The 20,762-nt window shown below is 67.6% G+C and carries 23 protein-coding genes, 2 tRNA genes and 1 pseudogene; 6 read left to right on the top strand and 20 right to left on the bottom strand.

All coding sequences use genetic code 11. The features are described 5' to 3' along the window. Positions 1-10: 10 nt before the first annotated feature. The 10 genes from msrB to LCY71_RS14325 all read right to left on the bottom strand — a co-directional run bounded on the left by msrB (position 11) and on the right by LCY71_RS14325 (position 7,288). The gene (gene msrB, locus LCY71_RS14370; protein ID WP_225333832.1) at positions 11-421 is read right to left on the bottom strand and encodes a peptide-methionine (R)-S-oxide reductase MsrB; all 411 of its coding nucleotides are present in this window, start codon (positions 419-421) and stop codon (positions 11-13) included. Between the two features lie 97 nt (positions 422-518). Next, positions 519-758, bottom strand: coding sequence for a hypothetical protein (locus LCY71_RS14365; protein ID WP_225333831.1), 240 nt, complete (start codon positions 756-758; stop codon positions 519-521). Positions 759-1,380: 622 nt separating this feature from the next. Further along, positions 1,381-2,607, bottom strand: coding sequence for an orc1/cdc6 family replication initiation protein (locus tag LCY71_RS14360; RefSeq protein ID WP_225333830.1), 1,227 nt, complete (start codon positions 2,605-2,607; stop codon positions 1,381-1,383). Between the two features lie 592 nt (positions 2,608-3,199). Beyond that, positions 3,200-3,273: transfer RNA gene (locus LCY71_RS14355), tRNA-Thr, on the bottom strand. Between the two features lie 26 nt (positions 3,274-3,299). Beyond that, positions 3,300-3,767 carry a GNAT family N-acetyltransferase gene (locus LCY71_RS14350; RefSeq protein ID WP_225333829.1) on the bottom strand — a complete coding sequence of 156 codons (468 nt, stop codon included), beginning with the start codon at positions 3,765-3,767 and terminating at the stop codon, positions 3,300-3,302. Further along, positions 3,767-4,372, bottom strand: coding sequence for a CBS domain-containing protein (locus LCY71_RS14345; RefSeq protein WP_225333828.1), 606 nt, complete (start codon positions 4,370-4,372; stop codon positions 3,767-3,769). Before LCY71_RS14345 ends, LCY71_RS14350 begins: the two co-directional genes overlap by 1 nt. A 230-nt stretch (positions 4,373-4,602) precedes the next feature. Next, positions 4,603-4,935 (bottom strand): DUF7344 domain-containing protein, encoded by a 333-nt coding sequence (locus LCY71_RS14340; protein ID WP_225333827.1) that lies wholly within the window; start codon positions 4,933-4,935, stop codon positions 4,603-4,605. A 194-nt stretch (positions 4,936-5,129) separates the two neighbouring features. Beyond that, positions 5,130-5,429, bottom strand: coding sequence for a DUF5785 family protein (locus tag LCY71_RS14335; protein WP_225333826.1), 300 nt, complete (start codon positions 5,427-5,429; stop codon positions 5,130-5,132). A 149-nt stretch (positions 5,430-5,578) separates the two neighbouring features. After that, the gene (locus LCY71_RS14330) at positions 5,579-6,652 is read right to left on the bottom strand and encodes a hypothetical protein (protein WP_225333825.1); all 1,074 of its coding nucleotides are present in this window, start codon (positions 6,650-6,652) and stop codon (positions 5,579-5,581) included. 552 nt (positions 6,653-7,204) lie between these two features. Beyond that, positions 7,205-7,288: transfer RNA gene (locus LCY71_RS14325), tRNA-Ser, on the bottom strand. Positions 7,289-7,387: 99 nt separating this feature from the next. Between LCY71_RS14325 and LCY71_RS14320 the strand changes: the two genes are divergently transcribed. After that, positions 7,388-8,443, top strand: coding sequence for a lactonase family protein (locus LCY71_RS14320; protein WP_225333824.1), 1,056 nt, complete (start codon positions 7,388-7,390; stop codon positions 8,441-8,443). A gap of 26 nt (positions 8,444-8,469) precedes the next feature. Here LCY71_RS14320 and LCY71_RS14315 read toward each other — a convergent pair whose 3' ends face one another. The 7 genes and pseudogenes from LCY71_RS14315 to LCY71_RS21730 all read right to left on the bottom strand — a co-directional run. Continuing rightward, the gene (locus tag LCY71_RS14315; RefSeq protein WP_225333823.1) at positions 8,470-9,201 is read right to left on the bottom strand and encodes a hypothetical protein; all 732 of its coding nucleotides are present in this window, start codon (positions 9,199-9,201) and stop codon (positions 8,470-8,472) included. A gap of 143 nt (positions 9,202-9,344) precedes the next feature. Continuing rightward, positions 9,345-9,971 (bottom strand): uracil-DNA glycosylase, encoded by a 627-nt coding sequence (locus LCY71_RS14310; protein WP_225333822.1) that lies wholly within the window; start codon positions 9,969-9,971, stop codon positions 9,345-9,347. Between the two features lie 33 nt (positions 9,972-10,004). Then, positions 10,005-11,204: a chorismate synthase gene (aroC, locus tag LCY71_RS14305; protein WP_225333821.1), complete on the bottom strand. Its 1,200-nt coding sequence runs from the start codon at positions 11,202-11,204 to the stop codon at positions 10,005-10,007. 60 nt (positions 11,205-11,264) lie between these two features. Then, positions 11,265-11,579 (bottom strand): AzlD family protein, encoded by a 315-nt coding sequence (locus LCY71_RS14300; protein WP_225335923.1) that lies wholly within the window; start codon positions 11,577-11,579, stop codon positions 11,265-11,267. A 34-nt stretch (positions 11,580-11,613) separates the two neighbouring features. Then, the gene (locus LCY71_RS14295) at positions 11,614-12,423 is read right to left on the bottom strand and encodes an AzlC family ABC transporter permease (protein ID WP_225333820.1); all 810 of its coding nucleotides are present in this window, start codon (positions 12,421-12,423) and stop codon (positions 11,614-11,616) included. A gap of 99 nt (positions 12,424-12,522) precedes the next feature. Next, on the bottom strand, positions 12,523-13,206 hold the full coding sequence (locus tag LCY71_RS21485; RefSeq protein ID WP_263654171.1) for an alkaline phosphatase family protein: 684 nt from the start codon (positions 13,204-13,206) through the stop codon (positions 12,523-12,525). Between the two features lie 35 nt (positions 13,207-13,241). Further along, a pseudogene (locus tag LCY71_RS21730) lies at positions 13,242-13,748 on the bottom strand (alkaline phosphatase family protein); the annotation flags it as partial. A gap of 204 nt (positions 13,749-13,952) precedes the next feature. On the opposite strand from LCY71_RS21730, the gene LCY71_RS14285 reads away from it, so the two are divergent. Beyond that, positions 13,953-14,606: a lactate utilization protein gene (locus LCY71_RS14285; protein WP_225333819.1), complete on the top strand. Its 654-nt coding sequence runs from the start codon at positions 13,953-13,955 to the stop codon at positions 14,604-14,606. Between the two features lie 129 nt (positions 14,607-14,735). Here LCY71_RS14285 and aroA read toward each other — a convergent pair whose 3' ends face one another. The 3 genes from aroA to LCY71_RS14270 form a co-directional block, all read right to left on the bottom strand. After that, entirely contained in the window at positions 14,736-16,025 is a 1,290-nt protein-coding gene (gene aroA / locus LCY71_RS14280) for a 3-phosphoshikimate 1-carboxyvinyltransferase (RefSeq protein WP_225333818.1), read from the bottom strand. A gap of 129 nt (positions 16,026-16,154) precedes the next feature. Beyond that, positions 16,155-17,000, bottom strand: coding sequence for an ABC transporter permease (locus tag LCY71_RS14275; RefSeq protein ID WP_225333817.1), 846 nt, complete (start codon positions 16,998-17,000; stop codon positions 16,155-16,157). Positions 17,001-17,025: 25 nt separating this feature from the next. Then, positions 17,026-17,997 carry an ABC transporter ATP-binding protein gene (locus LCY71_RS14270; RefSeq protein WP_225333816.1) on the bottom strand — a complete coding sequence of 324 codons (972 nt, stop codon included), beginning with the start codon at positions 17,995-17,997 and terminating at the stop codon, positions 17,026-17,028. 264 nt (positions 17,998-18,261) lie between these two features. Here LCY71_RS14270 and LCY71_RS14265 point away from each other — a divergent pair, with 264 nt between their 5' ends. The 4 genes from LCY71_RS14265 (at position 18,262) to LCY71_RS14250 (ending at position 20,731) form a co-directional block, all read left to right on the top strand. Further along, a complete protein-coding gene (locus LCY71_RS14265) occupies positions 18,262-18,732 on the top strand; it encodes a DoxX family membrane protein (protein ID WP_308444677.1) in 471 nt (156 codons plus the stop codon). 151 nt (positions 18,733-18,883) lie between these two features. Then, entirely contained in the window at positions 18,884-20,059 is a 1,176-nt protein-coding gene (locus tag LCY71_RS14260; protein ID WP_225333815.1) for a M24 family metallopeptidase, read from the top strand. Between the two features lie 150 nt (positions 20,060-20,209). Next, positions 20,210-20,461 carry a hypothetical protein gene (locus LCY71_RS14255; RefSeq protein WP_225333814.1) on the top strand — a complete coding sequence of 84 codons (252 nt, stop codon included), beginning with the start codon at positions 20,210-20,212 and terminating at the stop codon, positions 20,459-20,461. Positions 20,462-20,521: 60 nt separating this feature from the next. Next, entirely contained in the window at positions 20,522-20,731 is a 210-nt protein-coding gene (locus LCY71_RS14250; RefSeq protein ID WP_225333813.1) for a ribbon-helix-helix domain-containing protein, read from the top strand. Positions 20,732-20,762: the final 31 nt, after the last annotated feature.

Genomic DNA, 20,762 nt, shown 5'->3' with positions numbered 1-20,762 from the left:
CCGATCGCCGCTATTCGTCGGGTTCGAAGTCGAGGGCGGCGCCGTTGATACAGTAGCGCTTCCCGGTCGGGTCGGGACCGTCGTCGAACACGTGGCCGAGGTGGCCGCCGCAGTTGGCACAGACGACCTCCGTCCGCTCCATGCCGTGGCTGGTGTCCAGTCGCGTCTCGACGTTGCCCTCCTCGTAGACGTCCCAGAAGCTGGGCCAGCCCGTGCCCGACTCGAACTTGTCGTCGCTGTCGAACAGGGACGTCTCGCAGGCGGCGCAGTGGAAGGTCCCCGCCTCCTTCACGTCGATCAGGTCGCTGCTGAACTTCGGCTCCGTTCCCTGCTCCCGGAGGACCCGGTACTCCTCGTCGGTCAGGATCTCACGCCACTCCGCGTCGTTCTCCGGTAGCTCCTCGGGTCCGGTCTCGCTCATAGAGAGGCCTACGGACTGCGGATATAAAAGGACCCGTTCGGGCCCGGCCGCTGCGTGGGTAGAAGGTGAACGGGTCGATCGACGCACGCTGTTCGATCTACGCGGACCCGCGCAGGCGCGTGACCAGGTCGCCCATCCACTCCGGCACGTCGACGTCGGCCAGTTGACCGTCGCGCCAGGTCGTCACGATGTCGAAGTCGCCGTGGCGGTCGACGTCGATGCGCCACTTGCGACCGTCCGCCGCCTCGACGTCGAATCGTGCGCCGCCCTCGGCCAGCGCGTCCACGTGCTCGACTTCCACTTCGGTCCCGTCGTACATCTCGACAGTCTCGCCCATGTCAGACTCACGGATCGGTCGGGGCAAGAAGGTACCGCCGGAACCGAGAGACACCACTGTTGCAAGTGAAGCGGGGCAACGGGAGGGGGAAGGGGGATGGGTGCGGGCCGGGACGATACGGGATACGATGGGGCGTGATCGAACGGACTGGAGCAGAACTGCACCGGTCTGAGTTCGGCTCGCGTCCGGAACGACACTGTCTCTAGCATACTTAATGGGACTCTGCTCACGGCAGTCTTCCGGCTCATATCCGAGTCCCACACACCACTGTTGCGAGTGAAGGTCCCAGCGACAGTTACCCGAATCAGTTCCGTCGCGGAGATGGATCGATTCTGGAACAGTGTCGGACGAGCGGATCGACGCTGTCGCTCTGGCGCGACGATCAGTGACCGGATTAGTTTCTCCTTTTTAGAGGGAAGGGAGATAATCTCGGCCTGTTGCGATTCAGACCCCACCGATTCACGTGAACGACACCCGCGTTTCGCACGTGAACGAAACCGCCACCTCACGCGAAGGACACCACCGTTTCGCGTGATCGGTTAGATCAAATTCGAATCTCGCGTTTCACTTGTACCAGTGGTGTGTGAGCTCTCGGGTAATAGCGCTAAACCGCTCGCGTCGCTCACGCGACGTCGTTACGTCTGGCGATTTCCCGGATGACTTCTATCTCCTCGTCGAGGTGCAGCGCGTCGCCCATCGCTTCGACGGCGCTGGTGAAGGGAACGTCGAGCTCGTAGCTGTAGTAGTTCCCGCGCGAGCCGCTGCGGTTCTCCTCGGCGGAGAGGATGCCGAGCATCCGGAGGTCCGAGAGGTGGTTGTGAACCGACCGCTGTGCGAGCGCGTCCGTTCCGGAGGAGCTACATAGCGACTCGTACTCGTGATAGAGCTTCTTCGTCCGGCAGGGAGTCTCGCCCTTGGCGGCCTTCGAGATGACCGCCAGCAGGGCGAGGCGGCCGTGGACGGTCAGCTCCCGCATCCCCTCCTCGACGCGTTCCTGTTCGAGCTTCGAGCGGGCCCGCTCGACGTGGTCCTCGCGGATCCTGTCCGCGTCGGCGTTCTCGGCGACCTCGCCGGCCAGTCGAAGGAGGTCCAGCGCCTGGCGCGCGCTTCCGCTGTCCCGGGCGGCCAGCGCCGCGCAGAAGTTGAGGACGCCGCTCTCGTACCCGTCGTCGCTGATCGCCACCGCGGCGCGGGATTCGAGGATGTTGGTCAGCTCCTGAGCGTCGTACGGAGGAAACTGCAGTTCCCGCTCGCAGAGCGTGTCCTGAACGCGGGGATCGAGCTGTTCCCGGAACTTGAAGTCGTTGCTGATGCCGATGAGACCGACGCGCGTCTCCTCGAGGTAGTCGTTGGACTGTGCGCGAGGCAGTTCGTAGAGCAGTTCGTCGCGGTCGCCGATCGAATCGATCTCGTCGAGGACGATCAAGACGGTCCCACCCAGCACCTCCAGTTCCTCGTAAAGCTTCTTGAAGACGGTCTGCTGTGGGTAGCCCGTCGAGCTGATCTCGGCTCCCTCCGGTCGGAGCGTGTTGACCATCTCGACGGCGACCTGATACGAGGAGTTGAGCGTCTTGCAGTTGAGACGGATCACCGAGAGGTCGACGTCGTCGTACTGCTCGACGTCGTCCTTGAGCACGTCGAGTAGGTAGTCGGTGACGGCGGTCTTCCCGACGCCGGTGTTGCCGTAGAGGAAGATGTTGTTCGGTTCCCACCCGTCGACCACCGGCTGGAGGGCGTCCATGTAGGCCTCGATCTCCTCGTCACGCTCCTCGATCCGCTCCGGCCGATACGACTCACCCAGCGCGTCCTTGTTGCGGAAGACGTTTCGCTTCCGCTCGAATCGAGGCATACAATACCCAGAGTACTCCCCACCATAAAACCACCTTTTCATCTGTTGCACGTGAATGCCCTGACGACACCAGTCTGACACACCACCGTTTCACGTGAACGTCTGGCAGGCACTCTAGAGAAGCAACACACCACTGTTTCATCTAAACCAGTGATATGTGTGACAGCGTTCTTCGATGGTCCCTTCCGTTAATCAGTGGTTGCCTTCGGTACTGGAGAAAGTCTGTACTCCCCCTCTCCATTAGATACCAATGGATGGAGCTAGATGTAATTAAATACCACTAGGAACCACGACGACTGTCGGCGTAGTCGACGGACGGGCTCGCCGATCGGAGCCCACGCCTCTTTCACGCTTCACTTGCAACAGTGGTGTCTCTCTCTCTCTCTTCCCGCGACCAGTCGTCTCTCGACCGACGACACGAAGCACGGGACGAGTGTCGCAGCCATCCAAGAGAGAACAGTCGAACCCGGGGGTGGGAGTTGAACCATATCGAGACATCCCTGCTCGCCTCGCTCCGCTCGGCTGCGCGGGCTGCGACTCCCAGGGCTCAAATCCCAGATGGCTCTCACGTCTCGTTTCACTCGGCGAGAAGAGCCAGGGGTGGGATTTGAACCCACGAACTCTCGATTACAAGTCGAGTGCTTGGACCACCCAAGCTCCCCTGGCGCACTCTCACGTAGCGCGGGGAGTGTTTAGAGCGTGTCGCTTTCCGTCGCCTTCTCCATCTGGACGCGATGGGGTTCGTACCCGTGGCGGCGGTAGAACCGCCGGGCGGACTCGTTGTCGGCCATGACGTCCAGCGCGACGGCGTCGACGCCCCGTTCTTCGAGCGTCCGCTCGGCGGCCGCCAGTAGCTCGCTTCCGACTCCGCAACCTCGATGAGCCGGGGTCACGTAGATGTTCTCGACGATGCCGCGGTCGGCGTCCTGCTCGAACCGACCGCACTCGACGGTGAACATGACGAACCCGACCGTGGCGCCGTCGCGGCGGGCGACGAGGAGTTCGTCGGCGACCAGGCGGCGGTCGACGGACTCGCGGATAGTCGCTCGGTTCTCGCCGGGGAGGATGTGCGAGCCGTGAGCCAGCTGATCGGCAGCCAGCGCTGTCCAGAGGTCGACGACGGCGTCGGCCGCGTCGACGTCGGCGAGGACGACTTCCATCAGATGTCCCGGCAGTCGGCGCACAGCAACTGCCCGTTGAACGAGGACAGGTCGTGCGTGAGCGACCCGCACTTCTCGCAGATGCTCTGGTCCTCGAAGCCGCTCTGTCCGCCGGCCCCCTCCGTTGCGCTCGCTCCGGCGTCGGCCTCCCGTCCTGCTTCGACTCGTCTGGCGGAGGCCTCGACGCTCTCCACCTCGCTGGTGCCCGTCTCCCGCTGGAGCGTCGAACTCGTCAGGAGGTCGTGCTCGGTGAGCACGCCCGTCGGCTCCGCGCCGTCTGTGACGATCAGCCAGCGGGTATCACGGGCGGTCATCCGGTCGCGGGCGGCCGCCAGGCTGGCACTGCCCTCGATCGAGGGAATCTCCTCGGTCATCGCTTCGCCGACGGTCGCGTCCGCCAGGCGGTCGGGGCCCTCATCCGCGACCAGCAGAGCGAGCGCGTCCCGGTCGGCGAACACTCCGACCGGGTCCTGCCCCCGGAGGACCACGGCCACCTCGACCTCCTCCTGGAGGAGCAACTCGGCCGTCTCGAGGACGCCGTCCGACTCGGTGACGCCGACAAACTCCCGATCCATCACCTCGCTGACGGTGACGTCCGTATTCATGGTGTCGAATAGCTCACGTGTGCTCTAAAAGCTACCTGCACCACGCTTTTACTCGGCCGGGGCGAAGACTAGCGGGCGGATATCTGAGTAACCGCTCCCGGTCCGGGCGGTCGAACCAGGTGGATTCTATCCGTCAGTAAGGATCAATTTCTGCTCGCCAGTGAACAGGGAGCGCCAGTGATCGGGGAGTACCAGTGAACAGGGAGCGCTAGTGAACGGGACGATACACCTCACTCCCGGAGCCGCTCGAGCACCGGACTGGCGTCGTCGAGTTCGAGGGTCCCGATCATGGAGTCGTACGCGACGACCTCCGTCGCGGTCAGTTTCGGGAGGTGATGCTGGAAGACGTCGTTGCGAACGCGGCGCCGCTCGTTGTCGGTGACGTCCTCCGGGTCCGTATCAGTCTCCCGGGCCCACAGCTCCGTCGCGAGGTCGTCGATCACCACCGGTCCGTCGGCCTCGGACAGTACGTCGACGATACGTCGGCGTCGTCCGTCGGCGAGCAAGTCGTCGACGACCTCCTCCGGGAGCGCCTCGCCATCCAGCGGATCGTGGGTGGCCATGCGAGACAATACCACTCGGAGTCAGAAGTATGTATTCCCGAGGCTGAACGTCGACCGGCGACCGCCGAACGAAGTCGACCAACGACCGCCGAAAGGGGTCGAACGGCGACCCCGCACCGGGGATCACGCGCGACCGCCTGAACCAGACGCTACACGCGACCGCCGATGCCCCGTCGGAACACACCGCCGCGCTCTCAGGCGTGTTCCAGGCGGTAGGGCCAGTAATCGGCCCCACGGAGCGCCTCGCCGACCGTGCCGTGGAAGTCCGGGAAGTCCTCGAACTCCGCCTGGTCGACGTGCTCGAAGATCTCCTCGACGCTCACGACGGTCTCGTAGTCGATCCGGACGGGGTGGTCGCCGTACTGGTCGACGTACTCGTCCGCGGAGAGAGGGAAGTCCTCCTCCTCGTCGATCTTCTTCGCCAGGATGGCGTGCCCGTACTTGCGACGCCCCTCGCTGCCTTTCTCACCGTCGGGATCGAACGGCCAGTCCATACGGGGTTGCTGGGCGGACCTCGGCAAAAGTCTCCCGGTCACGCCTCGGCGACGACGACTCGATCACGAGCGGACGCGACGAGGGACGGCCGAGGACCACCGGGAATGGCCGGCAGTGCTCGACGGTGACCGAGTGCCGTCGTCGCCGTTCAGAGCCGCCGAATGAGCGCCACGCCGCCCGCGAGGACGGCCACGCTCGCACCGATCACCACGTTCCTGACGCCGAGGTCGTCGACGCTGGGCACCGAGAGGTCGACGTCCAGGCCGCCGGACGATCCGTCCTCGGCCCCGCCGCCGTCCGTCGCGGTCGGCGATCCGCCGTCGCTCCCTGCGGTGTCAGTCCCACCGTCGGTCCCGCTGTCCGACCCGTCGCCGCTGACGGCCACCGTCTGCACGACCTCTCCGTCGAGCGCAACGTCGTACGTACCACTCTCGGTGACCACGTGCTCGAAGTGGAGCGTCCTGGTCTCGCCCGCGTCGATCTCCACGCTCCCGTCGTCGACCGACTCGCCGTCGACCGCCATCGCAGCCGCGTACTCGCCCCCGACGGGGCCGACGTTCTCGACCGTGGCGTCCAGCGCGAACCGCCAGCCGTCGTCGGTCTCGGTGACGTTCACGGCCCGCTCGCGGACTTCCATCTCCGGCTGGAGGACGCCGAGCACGAACGCGGAGCCGTTGGCCTGAACCTCGTAGGTCACGTGTGCGTTCGTCGTCTCCACGACGCCGGTCGGGACCGTCCGGTACGTACCGTCGTCGTAGCTGTACGCCTGCACGTCCGACGCGGCCACGTCGCGGGTGCTCAGCCGCGATCGGTCGACGTTGACGCGGAGGGTGTCGTCAGCGACGTCGTTGACCGGCTCGACGGTGAGCGCGCCGAACACCGTCGACGTGGGTCCGTCTGGGACGGGGAACGACGCGTTCTCCGGCGGTGCGTACGTCGCTACCCTGCGATCGAACGACGACCGGTCCGTGGTCATCGTCAGCGACGACATCGCCAGGTCGCCGTCGCTCTCCGGGAAGTCCGCCGTCACGCTCGACCCCGGCGACGCTCCGACGACCCGAACTCGCGAGGTGCGCCCGTCCGCACGCTCTGCCGTCGTCTCGACGACCGAGTTCCCCACAACCAGCCACCCGGCTCCTTCGTCGTTGGCGCGGATTTTGTAGGTCCCCGGCTGGTCTACGGTGAAGTTCGTCGTGATCGTGCGCTCGGAATCGGCGTCCATAGCGACGCGCCTCTCCGCGACGACCGAATCGTTGGCCGTGATGTCGACCGATAGTGCGCCCGCGTCACCGCGGTTGACCATCTGAAGCGTAACGTTTACTCGCTCGCCGACGATCGCTCGATCGGACTCGAGATCTGCTTCGTCAACGAATATGCGTGGCGCCGCAGTCACAGGCGCGATCGCAGCGAGGACCAGTGCACAAGCGAGGACCGCGCTCAGGGCGACGCGGCCACGCCGATCAGTGTCGTTCGACCCCATCTTTGCTCGGTTGTCGCGTCTCACTCACGGTATAAAGTCTTCGTGTTGCTCGACGATCCGACAGAAACGCCCCGACTACGTTCCGACTACGATTCCGGCGTCCCATCCGCTTCCCGGACCCCGAACGACGCCCGTTGCTCCTCGCGTGATCGCTCGGAGCAAATGCGGTGGCTGCTGGATTTGAACCGGACCCAGACGTTCCGGGTCGCTCGCTGCGCTCGTTTCCCGGGCTGCGTCTGGTAGGGCTCAAACCCGGCAGCCACCGCTCTTCGGTCACGTCCGTTCCCTCAGAAACGGTGGGGCTGGGATTTGAACCCAGGAGTCCTCTCGGACACCTGCTCTCAAGGCAGGCGCAATGGGCCGCTCTGCCACCCCACCGCGGGGCAGTCAGGGGATTCGCCGGGCTGGGCCTAAGAACTGTCGGTAGCGGTCGTCGCCCCCAAAGAGAGAAGGGTCGGGGCGTCGCAGGTCCGGGGGATGACTGACGACCGAATCGCGTTCGTGGGTACGTACACGGACGGCGACAGCGAGGGCGTCTACACCGTTCGAGTGGACGCCGAGGGCCGGATCGAGCGACTGGGCGCGACTGACGCCGGGGAGAACCCCTCTTTCCTGGCGTTGCACCCGAACAGGGACTACCTGTACGCGGTCAACGAGGTCGACGAGGGCGCCGTGACCGCCATGGAGATCGGCGAGGACGGCGACCTGACGAGCCTGAATCAGATCGTCACGGGCGGCGGCGCCGATCCCTGTCATTGCACCGCCGACGCGACCGGACAGTACCTCCTCGCGGCTCACTACACGGGCGGTGCCGTCGCGATGCTACCCATCGAGGACGACGGGGCCGTCGGCGAACCGACGGCCGTCGTCGAACACGAGGGCGAGAGCGTCCATCCCGAGCGACAGAACGGACCGCACCCGCACTCCATCCAGCCCGGGCCGGACAACGAGTACGCCTACGCACCCGACCTCGGGACGGACCGCGTGTACGTCTACGAACTCGATCTGGAGAGCGGCGACCTCGTCCCCGCAGACCAGCCTTCCGTCGAACTGCCCGACGGAGCGGGGCCGCGACACCTCGACTTCCATCCGAACGGGCGCCACGCCTACCTGATCAACGAACTGGACTCCACGATCACCACGCTGGATCGCGACCCCGACACGGGCGCGCTGACGGTCGTCGACGCCGTCTCAACGCTCCCGGCGGACTACGACGGGGAGAACATCACCGCCGACGTGCACGTCCATCCCTCGGGCGAGTTCGTGTACGGGTCCAACCGGGGCCACGACAGCGTCGCGGCCTTCGCGGTCGACGAGGACAGCGGCGAACTCGAACCGGTCGACCGCGTCTCCACGCGGGGCGAGTGGCCGCGCAACTTCGCGATCACGCCGGACGGCGCGCACCTGCTGGCGGAGAACGCAGACACCGACGACGTCGTCACCTTCGCGATCGACGACGAGACCGGCGAACTCTCGGCGACGGGTGACGTGACGGACCTGCCGAGCCCCGTCTGCCTGCAGTTCCTCGACTGAGCTTCAGTCGCGGAGCGGCGCGCTTCTCACTCGCGGACCAGCGTGGGTCCGTCCTCGACGCGCAGCCCCAGCGAGTCGACGACGTCTATGGTCCGACGGGGGACCCACCGGCCGCCGGACTCGCGATGGGCCCGCAGCTGGGGCACGGCCGTCAGCAGGTCATCGCGGGTGCCCATCGTCGGAATCGGCGGGACGAAGTCCACGTCGTGGCCGGCGTCGTTCGCCCGGTGGACGAGCGTCTCGACCGCCGGCGTCGCGAAGGCGTCCTCGAAGTCGATCGTGTCCTCGAAGGCGGCGTAGTAGACGCCGCCGCCCGTCGACGGGCCGAGAACCACGGTGCTGGTCCGGAGCTTCATCGCCGCACTGTCGATCCGCTGGCGGCCGCACAGCGCCGCGGACGGCCGGAGGACGCCGACGGTTCTGACCCCCTCCCGTTCCAGGAGGTGCGTGACCGTGTTACCGACGCGGGCTGAGAACGTCGAGCCGACCTGCACCTCGTATCGCGGGTCTTCGTCGACGATCGGGTCGACGACCTCGCGGACGGTCGCCTCGGGGTCGTCGACGTCGGCGTCGATCCCGTCCGCGGGCCGGTAGTTCACGAGCAGGTCCCCGCCGCTTGCGTCGACCGTCTCGCAGACGTCGGCCAGCATCGCCTCGTAGAGGTCCGCCGCCTCCGCCTCCGAGAGCACGTCGTCGGCCACCAGTTCAGGGAGGACGCCCGGTTCCGGCGGCTGCGCCATAACGGCCACTGTCGTCATGATCTCCCCTCCGGCCAGCATCGCCTTGGCCCTTTTCGTTCGACCCTCGACGAAAACGGGAAGCGAAGACGGTAGCGGAGCGTGGGGAAGCGAAGACGGTAGCGGAGAGCGGGGAAGCGGAGACGGGTAGAGACAACGAGACGTTACCGGGCGCGCCGACCCTTCGTCTGGCGGTAGTCGCGCCCCAGCGTCTCCGAGAGGTGTTCCAGAAGCTCCTCGCGCTCCTCGTCGGTCTGCTCCGCCGGCGGGATCACGGGGATAATCTCGAACCCGCGCCCGCGGAGCGTCGTGGCGTGTTGCTCCCGGACGTCGAGTTCGTCCTCGCTCATCGTGGTGTACTCGAAGGCCAGTTCCTCCAGCGGCCGCTGGCCGACGGGGAGCAGCAGTTCGGGGTTGATCATCCGCACCTCGCTGTTGAGGTACGGCTCGCAGTTGACGACCTCCTCGTCGGTGGCGTCGCGGTCCGGGTGGCGACAGCGCGTGACGTAGGTGAGGAAGACGCCGTTCAGCTTCGGCTCCGCGGCGTCGGGGTCCTCGCAGAGGTCGACGGCGGCCAGGACGTCCAGCAGTTCGCGCTCTTGCTCCCCGACGAAGGGGATCCCAGTCTCGTCGGCACCCTCGCTGGGGCTGTCGCCGAGGACGATAAAGTCCGCCCCGACGTCGCCGTAGCCGTGGGCGATAGTCTCCCGCGTCTCGCAGAGCGCGGGGCAGTTCTGACACTCCTCGTCCATGCCGAAGGGGTTCGCTACGGTCTCCTGGTTGGCGTCCATCTCAGTTCTCGTAGCTAGGTAGCTCCACGCGGATCAGTCTTCGTCGACGGTCCTGGCGTGGGTGTCCGCGTCCTCGGGATCGTTCTGCGGACTGGAGGGGTGGTAGTCGGTGTCGTACTCGCCCGGTCGGTCGTCGAGCCGGTCGGGATTGATCCGGCCGCCCAGCAGCATGAAGTCCAGCACGGTGCAGTACAGCAGCGCCTCGACGACCGGGACGGCCCGCGGCGGGAGCACGGGGTCGTGGCGACCCGTGACCGTGATCTCCTTCTCCTCGCCGGTCTCCCAGTCGACCGTCTTCTGGGTCTTGGGGAAGGAGACGGGCGGGTGCCAGGTGACCTCGCCGTAGATGGGATCGCCGGTCGTGATGCCGCCCTGGATGCCACCGTGGTCGTTGCCGACCGGGGTGGGGTCCCCGTTCTCGTCGAACTCCCAGTCCTCGGTGTACTCCGTTCCTGTCGCAGTCCGCGCGTCGCGGCCGATGCCGTACTCGAAGTCGTTCACGGCGGGGATCGAGTACATCATCTGGCCGAGGCGGGCGGGGAACGAATCGAACCGGGGTGCGCCGAGGCCGCGGGGGACGCCGCGGCACTCGAAGTAGATGGCCCCGCCGATGGAGTCGCCCGCTTTCTGGTACTCGTCGGCGAGGTCGCGCATCTCCTCGGCCGCCTCGGGGTCGGCGCACCGGACCTCGTTCTCCTCGGTGTGCTCCAGCATGTCCTCCCAGGTCACCTCGCCCGCTTTCACGTCGCCGATCTGGTCGACGTGGGCCTTGATCTGGACGTCGTACTCGCTCTGCTCCAGCACCTGCTTGGCGATGCCTCCGGCGGCCACCCAGTTGACCGTCTCACGCGCCGAGGAGCGCCCGCCGCCGCCCCAGTTGCGCGTGCCGAACTTGGCCGAGTAGGTGTAGTCGCCGTGCGAGGGCCGCGGCGCCGTGATGAACGGCTCGTACTTGCCCGAGCGGGCGTCCTTGTTCTGGATGACCATCCCGACGGGCGTGCCCGTCGTGTAGCCGTCCTGCAGTCCCGACTGGATCGCCACCTTGTCGGGTTCCCCTCGCGAGGTCGTGATCATCGACTGGCCGGGCTTCCGGCGGTCGAGGTCCTCCTGAATGTCCTCCTCGGACAGCTCGACGCCGGCCGGGACGCCGGAGACGGTACACCCCATAGCCTCCCCGTGTGACTCGCCGTAGGTCGTCACACGAAAGAGCCGGCCGAACTCGTTCCCGTTCATTACCTACGCGTGCGGGACGGGGCCATTTCAAGGTTACAGTACCGCGAGCCGGAGGGGACGTCACAGGAGTGCCCGGAACGCAACGACGGCGCCCACCCCGGCGGCCAGCGAGAGGAGGATGTTCCCCGTCCGCCGGGCGACGAGCGCGACGACGGCGGCCGCGGCCCACTCCGGCGGCCCGCCCTCGGCGAGTTGCGGGCCCAGCACCGCGACGACGATCGCGCCCGGGAGCACCTCCAGCCCGGCCCTGACACGGTCGCTGACCTCGACGCGGCTCAGCAGCCAGATCCCGCCGACCTTCGTGAGGTAGGTCACGACGGCCGTGGCCGCCACGACGAGGACGACCCACGGGCGCAGGGCGAGGGGGTCACTCACGGCGACCAGCGCGCTGTTCGCTGCGGGCGGCGGGCTAGTCACTTCGGATCACCTCGACGACCGCGGCCGCGCCGCCGCCCGCGAGGACGTGCCATTGCCCAGAGAGCAGCTGAGCGGTGACCAGCGCCGTCCCGAGCGCGACCGTCCACGGGACGATCGACGACGACCCGTCCCAGAGTTCGACCGCCAGCGCGACGAACACCGCGACGAGCGCGTAGTCCAGCCCGAGCCTGGCGGGGTCGCCGACGACGCCGCCGACGGCGACGCCGGCCACCGTCGACGCGACCCAGAAGAGCCACATCGCGAGGCCGCTGCCGAGCAGGAACGCGCCGCGCCCGCTCCCGGACGTCAGGTCGCGCATCGTCAGCGCCCAGTTCTCGTCGGCCATGAAGAACAGGCTACCGTAGACCTTCGCCGGCGAGAGCGTCCGGAACCAGGGCCGGAGCGCGGCCCCCATCAGCGAGTACCGCAGGTTCACCGCGAACACCGCCAGCACGATGGCCGCGGCCGGGATCGGGTCCGCCCAGAGCTCGACGGCGATGATCTGGGAGGCCCCCGCCAGCACGACGGCGCTCATCAGCGTCGCCTCCGCAAGGCTCAGCCCGGCCCGGTCCGCCAGGACGCCGAAGGCGATACCGTATCCGGCGACGCCGAGCGCGACGGGAGCGCAGGTCACGAACCCGGCGCGCAGGCCGGACCAGCCGAACGTGACCCCGTCCGGCTCGTCCCCTTCGTCGGGTTCGATTCCTCCAGACTCGACTGACTGCGACGGCGACTCGGAGCCGGCCTCCCCCGCCGACTCCCCGTCCCCGGCGATCCGCCCGCCGTCGCGTCGACTCGTCATCGACGGAACCGAACCGGGCAGGAGACTAAACGACGTTGAAAGTCAGCCAGAGTATGTACAACCACGTTAAATTCAACTGGTCGGGTCGGGTGGACGACGTCACCGGAGCCGGTCGACCCGCACCGCCGCGAACGGTACCAACATCTCGTCGGGATGTAACCCGCCGTGCATTCCCACCAGGTCCAGCTCGTCCGGCTCGGCGTCGCCGAACCACGTCCCGAGGTCGCGGTGGGTGACGACGAGGTCACCGCAGCGGCGACGGAACCGGTCGCTCGACTCTCTATCGCCGAACAGGCCGCGATCCAGTGCCTCGTCGCGCGTGAACGTCGCTACGTCGAGGTCCGACAGCGCCGCCAGTGCCTCCGATACGCCGTCGTCCCGCAGGTGCAGGTGGACGTTCCGCGGGCTCCCCGACATCCTGATCGGCGTTCCGTCCGCGTGTCGCCGGAGGGCCGCCACCAGCGCGTCGCGCTCCGAGAGGTCGACGTTCCGCTCCGGGTCCGTGTTCACGTGGCCGTGATCGGCCGTCACCAGCAGGAGCGTCTCGCGGGCGACCTCGTCCTCCAGCCCGTCGACGAAGGCCGACAGCTCGTCGCAGACGGTCGCCACGGTCTCCCGGAACCCGTCGCTCTCGGTCCCCTCGTGGTGCGAGACGCGGTCGACGTGGTCGAGGTACGCGTGGACGTACGCGGGCGCGTCGCTCCGCGTCGTGACGTCGGCCAGTCGCTGCCCGAACCCGTCGAGCCCGTCGTAGACGTGCTCCGTGACGCCCGGGACCGCCACGTCGAACGGCTCGACCTTGTGGCAGTCGATCCCGGCCAGGTCCTCGTAGTGGTAGTGATTCCATCGAAGGCCTCCTCGGCCACGGCTCCCTCCTCGTCGCCGCTCTCGACCTCGCCGGTGAACGCCAGGAACGTCCGGTCGGTCTCGGGCTCGTAGACGTTCCAGCCGACGCGGCCGTGCTCGCAAGGTAGATCGCCGGTCTCGAAGGTCGTCATCGCCGCGGCCGTCTCCGAGGGGTAACAGGAGGTCAGCGGCGTCACGGTCCCGCGCTCGGTCAGGCGGTCGATGAACGGGTCCGACTCGCGGTCCCGTCGCCACGAATCGAGGCCGTAGCCGTCCACGACCACGGCGACGACTCGCTCGACGTCCGCGTCGACGCCAGTGAACACGTCCCCGGGCAGCGACCGCTCTCCGCCAGCGTCGAGCACCGATCGGATCGTCCCCGGGACGCCGGCGAAGCAGTAGCTCCCGTAGGCCGGGAAGAGGCGGCCGTCTTTCTCGTACTCGTCTCGGAGCCCCTGCAGCACGTCCTCGCGGAACATGGTCGGGGATAGGTCACGAGACTGAAAAAAGGGAGCGGCGGGTCGCAACTCGTTCGCACGCGACGGCCACGCCGGCCCGGCCGCCGTCGACCGCACCGCAACTGCCGCGGTGACCCGGTGATACCGGTGTAACCACCTGACACCGGTGTCCGCGAGCGCTTAAGGCCGTCTCGGCGTTACGGATACGCGTAGACTGATCGCAACATGTCACAGAAATCCGACTACGTAGCCGACGCGGAGATCGACGCGGATCTCGACGAACTGCCGGACGACGAGACCGTCGAGGAGACGGTCGAACACCTCGAAGCCAACGGGTTCGACGTCGTCGTCGTGGACTCGGCCGAGGAGGCGCTGGAGACGGTCCAGTCGCAGATTCCCGCCGGCGCCTCGGTGATGAACGGCCACTCGACCACCCTCGAGGAGATCGGCTTCGTCGAGTACCTGTCCGAAGGCGACCACGAGTGGGAGAGCCTCCCGGACGAGATCTGGAGCATCGACGACGACGCCGAGCGCCAGGCCGCCCGCCGGGAGTCACAGACCGCCGACTACTTCCTCGGCGGCATCAACGCCGTCTCACAGACCGGCGAACTCGTCGCGGCCGACCGCTCGGGCAGCCGGATCGGCGCCTATCCCTTTGCCGCCAGCAACGTCGTCATCGTCAGCGGCGTGAACAAGGTCGTGCCGACGCTCGAGGACGCGCTCGACCGCCTCGCATCGGTGGCCTACCCCCTCGAGAACGAGCGCGCACAGGAGGCCTACGGCGTCGAGTCCGCCATCGCCAAGCAGCTCATATTCCGCCAGGAGCTCGAGGACGACCGGACGACCGTCGTGCTGATCCGCGAGCAGCTCGGTTACTGAGCGGCCGCGGCTTTCACTGTTTTCGGTCGCTTCTGTCAGGACTACCGTCGGTTGGCTCGGCCATCGCCTCACCTGTCGACAGTGGCGCCCTCGGCTGGGAGCGACTGTAGAATTGGTTCGGCCGTCGCCTCACCTGTCGACAGTCGCTCCCAGATCGTACAGCACGTCGAAGAACCCGGGGAACGAGACGTCGACGTGCTCGATGCCTTCGACGGTCGTGGTCCCGTCGGCGACCAGTCCGGCGACGGCCAGCGACATGATGATGCGGTGGTCGGCGCGACCGTCGACCGCGGTACCGCGTAGCTCCGACTCACCGCCGTGGACGATCAGTGCGTCCTGTTCCTCCTCGACGCTGGCGCCCATCGCCGACAGTTCTTCGGCCATCGCGCTGACGCGGTCGGTCTCCTTGTAGCGGACGTGTTCGGCGTCGACGATGCGGGTCGTGCCGTCCGCGGCGGCCCCCAGCACGGCGATGGTCGGCAGGAGGTCCGGCGTGTCGGCGACGCTGACCTCGACGCCGGAGAGGTCGGACCGCCGGGCGGTGATGACGCCGTCCTCGCGGTCCCAGTCGACGTCGCCGCCCATCCGCTCGACGACGTCGACGATGGCGGTGTCGCCCTGCGCGCTCGGGTACGCCGAGGTGATCGTCAGTTCGTCCTCGGCCGCCAGCACGCCGGCGGCCAGCAGGTAGGAGATCGACGAGAAGTCGCCGGGGACGTGGTACTCGCCGCCGACGGGCTCGTAGGACTGGCCGCCGGGGACGGCGAATCCCGCGTCGGTGCGCTCGGCCTCGACGCCGAAGTCCTCCAGCACCTCCAGCGTGATATCGACGTAGGGCGCGGACTTCAGTTCCGTCGTCAGGTCCACCTCGACGCCATCGTCGGTGACCGCGCCGGCCATCAGCAGCGCCGTGATGTACTGCGAGGAGACGTCGCCCGGGATGGACACCGCCCCGCCCTCGACGGGACCTCCGACCACCAGCGGCGCCTGGCCGTTGGCGCGGGTGCTCTCCGCGCGGCCGTCCAGTTGCTCGATTGCGTCCAGCAGCGGTCCCTGCGGCCGGGAGCGCAGGGAGTCGTCGCCGGTCAGCACCGTCAGGCCGTCCTGCAGCGCGCCCGTGGCGGTGACGAGTCGCATCGTGGTGCCGCTGTTGGCGCAGTCGATCACGTCGGCCGGGGTCTCCGGGTCGCCGTCGAACCCGTCGACGGAAAGCGTCGCGCCGTCGTCGCGGAGGCCGACGCTGCCGCCGTACTTCGTGACGGCGCGCATCGTCGCCTTCGTATCGGCGCTCACGAGGGGATCGTGCACCAGCGCGCCGTCGGCGTAGCCGGCCGCCAGGATGGCGCGGTGCGTGTAGCTCTTCGAGGGGGGCGCCTGCGCGGTCCCCCGAACCGTGGAGCGAGAGACGTCTGCGTCCATGTCCGGGCCGTCGACGCCGCTCGTCAAGAGGCTACCGGCATCACTCTACACCGGCAGACTCGCTTCGCTCGTCTCCCGAGCCCGGCCTCACGAAGTTCGCCCGGACGCCGGTCCCGGCGGCGGCCAGCGTCACTCGACTGCTGTCCCAGCGGCCCGATTGAGCATGACGACTGCCGCGCCGCCGAGTACGAGGTCAAGCGCGAGGAGGACGGCCAGCGCGGGGACGAGCGTGTCCCAGATGCCGCCGAAGGCGGTGACGTCGAGCACGGTCAGCACGTCTCGGTCGAGCGTCAGCGCCCGCGCGGCGTCGACGCCGTAGGTGATCGGGTTGAACCGCGCGACGACCTGGATCCAGCCGGGCAGTGCGTCCAGCGGGAGGAAGGCGCTGGAGACGAACAGCAGGGGGAACTGGAGGATGTTCGCGCCGATGATCGTCGACTCCTGGTCGCGGGTCACCAGCGCGACGATGTTCGAGAACGCGGTGAACCACAGCGAGAAGACGACGCCGACGGCGACGATGCCGAGCATGCCGGCGAGGCCCGTCTGGTAGCGCGCGCCAAGCAGCGCGCCCAGGACGAGAATGATGACGATCTGGGCGGCGATGCGGGTGATCTCCGCGAGGCTCTTCCCGAGGAAGACCGCGGAGCGGCGCATCGGCGTCACGAGGACCTTGTCGAACATCCCCTCCTCGATGTCGTTGACGAGGCCGATCCCGGACGACGCCGCCGCGGCCAGCGACACCTGGACGGCGATGGCCGGCACGAGGTACGTCTCGTAGCTGATCGCCGCGCCGTTGGACTCCAGCGCCTGCGTGGCGATGCCGCCGAACACCTGCGTGAACAGCACGAAGAAGATGATCGGCTGGAGGAGCGACCCCGTGATGACGAAGGGGTTCCGGACGGCCTTCAGCGTCCACCGACGGTAGTTGGTCCATACGTCGGCGAGGTAGCTGTTGCCGCCGCCGTCGCGGCTCATCGACTCACCTCCTGCAGCCTGCCGCTCATTCGGCCACCTCCCGCTGCTCGGCGGCCTCCTCGTTCGTCACGGCCAGGAACACGTCGTCGAGCGTCGGCGACCGGACGTTGAATCCGGTCACCGTGATCCCGGCGTCCCGGAGCGCAACGAGGAGGTCGGTCCCGATCTCTCGCGCCCGCCGCGACGTGACGGTGAGGCCGTCGTCGGTCACCTCGACGCCGTCCTCTGGAGCGATCGGATCGGCGTCTTCGAGGACGCGGCGGGCCCGCTCGCGCTCGTCCGCGCTCACGTCCAGTTCCAGCACTTCGCCGCCGACCTCGCGCTTGAGGTCGGCGGGCGAGCCGGTGACGACGATCTCGCCGTCGCGGATCACCGCCAGCCGCTCACAGAGCTGGTCGGCCTCCTCGAGGTACTGCGTGGTGAGGAAGATGGTCGTCCCCTGGTCGTTGATCCGGCGGAAGTACTCCCAGAGGCGGTTTCTCGCGGCGGGGTCCAGGCCCGTCGTGGGCTCGTCGAGGAAGACCAGCGGTGGCCGGTGGACCAGCGCCGTCGCGGCGTCCAGTCGCTTCTTCATCCCGCCGGAGAACTCGCTGGCCTGCTTGTCCCCCACGTCGGCCAGGTCCACGAGCTCCAGCAGTTCGTCGATCCGCCCGGCTCGCTCGCTCCGGGGGACGCCGTAGGCGTCGCAGGCGAATCGGACGTTCTCGCGCGCAGTGAGGTCGCGGTCGACGCTGGTCTCCTGGGCCATGTACCCGATGGAGCGGCGGACCGCGGCGGCCTCGTCCTCGACGTCGTGGCCCATGACGCGCACGTCGCCGCCCGTGGGCGAGAGCAGCGTCGACAGCACCTTGATCGTGGTCGTCTTCCCCGCCCCGTTCGGGCCCAGGAACCCGAAGAACTCCCCTTCGGGGACCCGCAGGTCGACGCCCCGAACGGCCCGGGTGCCGTCGCTGTAGGTCACGCTGAGGTCGTCGGCCGCGATGGCGTACTCAGGCATCTGCGACCCTCCCGTCGGGTGGCTGTCGAGTCACGGTTCGAGTGGGGGCCGCGACGCACTAATATTGTCGCCCGAGTTCGCGCAAGCAACTGCCGGGCTCAGAAACGGTTTCGCCGACCGTCCCAGCGAACGCCGCCCGGGCTCCGCCGACAGTGCTATCTATAATCCAGTTATAGCTGGATAGCGGCCGTCTAGCAGCGGATTACACGTATCGTCGCAAACATACTCGGCACCGATAAGAGTGTCACATTGCTAAGGTTCCATATGAGCCCGTCCCAGAAAACCGCCGTGCACGAACCGGACTCTTCTGGCATCGAGGAAGTGACAGTCACCATGGAGCAGCCGATCGAGGACTCGCGGCTGTTCTTCATAGCCCGCCTCCTGTTCGGGAGCGTCTTGGCGTTCACGGCGATCGACAACCTTCGCAATCTCGAAGGCCGGATCCAGTACGCCGGTTCGAAAGGCGCGCCCCGGCCCGAGCAGACAGTCCCGGCCATGAGCGCGTCGCTGTTGCTCGGTGCCGTCGGCGTCGTGCTGTGGCGGCTCCCGACGCTGGCGCTCGCCGCCGTCGTCTCCTTCCTGCTCAGCGTCACCCCGGTGATGCACGACTTCTGGACGATCGACGACCCCCAGGAGCGCCAGCAAGAGCAGATCCAGTTCCTGAAGAACACCGCGCTGCTGGGCGCCGCGTTCGCCTTCCTGCGGATCGCCCGGCGGAGCTATCGTAGAAATTGAAACTATTTACCCATCGAGGGGCTCCCCGTGTGCCCCTCGAGTGTGTCAGTGCGTTCAATTTCTGCTATAGCGACGGTCGGTCGCCGGAACGGCCGGAGCGCCGGTCGCCGCGAAGTCAGGGACTAAGGCCGTGGCGTCCTCACCACGCGGTATGGACCCGGACTTCTCGGACCTCGACGCGTACCTCGACGAACAGGGCCTCGACGGCTACCTGATCGACGCCGACTCCGAGGACGCCGATCAGTACTACCTCTCGGGGTTCGACGCGCCCGACCCCTTCGTCACGCTCTACGACGGCGAGGTCCACCTCCTGTTCTCGCGCAGCCTGGAGTACGGCCGCGCCACGCGGGAGGCCCGCGCCGAGAGCGTCGAGCGGTACGTCGACTATGACTACGAGGCGAAGACCGAGGAACACGGCCGGCGCGAGGCGGTGTGGCACGTCCTCGCGGACTTCCTCGACGCCTACGACGTCGACTCCGTGGCCGTCCCGCCGCGGTTCCCCGTCGCGACGGCCGACGGCGTTCGCGCCCGGGGCGTCGCCGTCGAACCCGACGAGGACAGCGCCGTCACGGAGGTCCGCGCGACGAAGACCGAGGACGAGGTGGAACTGATCCGGGACGCGCAGGCGGCCAACGAGAAGGCCATGGTCGCGGCCGAGCGGGCGCTTCGCGACGCCGACGTCGCCGCGGACGGGACGCTCGAACTCGACGGCGAACCCCTCACCAGCGAGCGCGTCAAGGAAGAGATCGAGGTGACGCTCCTTCGGGAGGGGTGCGCACTGGACGACACCATCGTCGCCTGCGGCAGCGACGCTGCCGACCCGCACGACAGGGGGAGCGGACCGCTGACGGCCGGCGATCCAGTCGTCGTCGACATCTTCCCGCGGGACAAGGAGACGAAGTATCACGGTGACATGACCCGGACGTTCGTCGTCGGCGAGCCGTCCGAGACCGTCCGCGAGTGGTACGATCTCACCGCCGAGGCCCACGGGGCGGCCCTGGACGCGGTCGGGCCCGGCGTGACGGGTGCCGACGTCCACGACGCCGTCTGCGACGTCTACGAGGCGGCCGGCCTGCCGACGCTGCGGTCCGACGAGTCGACCGAGACGGGCTTCATCCACAGCACCGGCCACGGCGTCGGCCTGGACGTCCACGAACTGCCGCGGGTCGGCCCCAACGGTGGCGAACTGGAACCGGGCCACGTCATCACCATCGAACCGGGCCTGTACGACCCCGATGTCGGCGGGCTCCGACTGGAGGACCTCGTCGTCGTCACCGAGGACGGCTACGAGAACCTCACCGACTACCCGATGGAACTCGTCGTCTGAGCGGCGCCGACGCTTGGCGGTCGTTCACATGCCTTCATTAACTTTTATTATATTCTATTCCGACCGAATAGCTGCGATGCACGTACCGACGAAACGCGCGCGCAGACGGGGACGCACAGCCAGACGACCGCCACCGACGACGCCACGACCATGTCTACGACGAACACCGAACCGCTCACTGACGCGCGACCGACCGACGCCGACGAACGACAGTCTACCACCAGCGACCGACAGTCGACCGCCGACGGCCGACAGACGGCGGCTCACGCGCCCGCGGCTGACGAGGCGAGCGCGCTCGCCCGCGGTGCTGGCGCGCCGCTGACGTTCTCCCCCGAAAGTGCGGCCCAGATGGGCCAGTTCGACACGACGGCCGACGAGCCGACGCGCCCGGGACGGGACTGACGGCACGGTCCCGTCTCGCGGGCCCGGAACGCCTATCCGGGAGGCTTCCAAAGCGGGTCCATGGCCGACTACACGACCGTTTCCATCCCGAAGGACCTCGCGGACCGGGTCGAGGAGACGATCGAGGGGACGAGCTTCTCGTCCACGAGCGACCTCGTGCGGTTCCTGCTGCGATCGATCGTCATCAAGCACGAGGAGGAGGGCGAACTGACCGAGGCGGAGTTCCAGGATATCGCCGATCAACTGCGCGACCTGGGTTACCTCGAGTAAGTCGGCTCCGCGTCGATCGTCCGGGCCCGGC

Source organism: Halomicrobium urmianum, assembly GCF_020217425.1.
GTDB classification, from domain to species: domain Archaea; phylum Halobacteriota; class Halobacteria; order Halobacteriales; family Haloarculaceae; genus Halomicrobium; species Halomicrobium urmianum.
Note: the sequence above shows the minus strand (reverse complement) of the source record. Positions and strands in the feature narration are given on the sequence as shown.

What these genes read in the sequence shown, in the direction of transcription:
- LCY71_RS14365 (WP_225333831.1), bottom strand. Translation starts at nt 758, where the DNA reads ATGGGCGAGACTGTCGAGATGTACGACGGGACCGAAGTGGAAGTCGAG.
- LCY71_RS14265 (WP_308444677.1), top strand. Translation starts at nt 18,262, where the DNA reads ATGAGCCCGTCCCAGAAAACCGCCGTGCACGAACCGGACTCTTCTGGC.
- aroA (WP_225333818.1), bottom strand. Translation starts at nt 16,025, where the DNA reads ATGGACGCAGACGTCTCTCGCTCCACGGTTCGGGGGACCGCGCAGGCG.
- LCY71_RS14345 (WP_225333828.1), bottom strand. Translation starts at nt 4,372, where the DNA reads ATGAATACGGACGTCACCGTCAGCGAGGTGATGGATCGGGAGTTTGTC.
- LCY71_RS14295 (WP_225333820.1), bottom strand. Translation starts at nt 12,423, where the DNA reads ATGACGAGTCGACGCGACGGCGGGCGGATCGCCGGGGACGGGGAGTCG.
- LCY71_RS14335 (WP_225333826.1), bottom strand. Translation starts at nt 5,429, where the DNA reads ATGGACTGGCCGTTCGATCCCGACGGTGAGAAAGGCAGCGAGGGGCGT.
- LCY71_RS14360 (WP_225333830.1), bottom strand. Translation starts at nt 2,607, where the DNA reads ATGCCTCGATTCGAGCGGAAGCGAAACGTCTTCCGCAACAAGGACGCG.
- LCY71_RS14275 (WP_225333817.1), bottom strand. Translation starts at nt 17,000, where the DNA reads ATGAGCCGCGACGGCGGCGGCAACAGCTACCTCGCCGACGTATGGACC.
- LCY71_RS14260 (WP_225333815.1), top strand. Translation starts at nt 18,884, where the DNA reads ATGGACCCGGACTTCTCGGACCTCGACGCGTACCTCGACGAACAGGGC.
- LCY71_RS14270 (WP_225333816.1), bottom strand. Translation starts at nt 17,997, where the DNA reads ATGCCTGAGTACGCCATCGCGGCCGACGACCTCAGCGTGACCTACAGC.
- LCY71_RS14315 (WP_225333823.1), bottom strand. Translation starts at nt 9,201, where the DNA reads ATGACGACAGTGGCCGTTATGGCGCAGCCGCCGGAACCGGGCGTCCTC.
- LCY71_RS14285 (WP_225333819.1), top strand. Translation starts at nt 13,953, where the DNA reads ATGTCACAGAAATCCGACTACGTAGCCGACGCGGAGATCGACGCGGAT.
- LCY71_RS14255 (WP_225333814.1), top strand. Translation starts at nt 20,210, where the DNA reads ATGTCTACGACGAACACCGAACCGCTCACTGACGCGCGACCGACCGAC.
- aroC (WP_225333821.1), bottom strand. Translation starts at nt 11,204, where the DNA reads ATGAACGGGAACGAGTTCGGCCGGCTCTTTCGTGTGACGACCTACGGC.
- msrB (WP_225333832.1), bottom strand. Translation starts at nt 421, where the DNA reads ATGAGCGAGACCGGACCCGAGGAGCTACCGGAGAACGACGCGGAGTGG.
- LCY71_RS14340 (WP_225333827.1), bottom strand. Translation starts at nt 4,935, where the DNA reads ATGGCCACCCACGATCCGCTGGATGGCGAGGCGCTCCCGGAGGAGGTC.
- LCY71_RS14350 (WP_225333829.1), bottom strand. Translation starts at nt 3,767, where the DNA reads ATGGAAGTCGTCCTCGCCGACGTCGACGCGGCCGACGCCGTCGTCGAC.
- LCY71_RS14330 (WP_225333825.1), bottom strand. Translation starts at nt 6,652, where the DNA reads ATGGACGCCGATTCCGAGCGCACGATCACGACGAACTTCACCGTAGAC.
- LCY71_RS14250 (WP_225333813.1), top strand. Translation starts at nt 20,522, where the DNA reads ATGGCCGACTACACGACCGTTTCCATCCCGAAGGACCTCGCGGACCGG.
- LCY71_RS14310 (WP_225333822.1), bottom strand. Translation starts at nt 9,971, where the DNA reads ATGGACGCCAACCAGGAGACCGTAGCGAACCCCTTCGGCATGGACGAG.
- LCY71_RS14320 (WP_225333824.1), top strand. Translation starts at nt 7,388, where the DNA reads ATGACTGACGACCGAATCGCGTTCGTGGGTACGTACACGGACGGCGAC.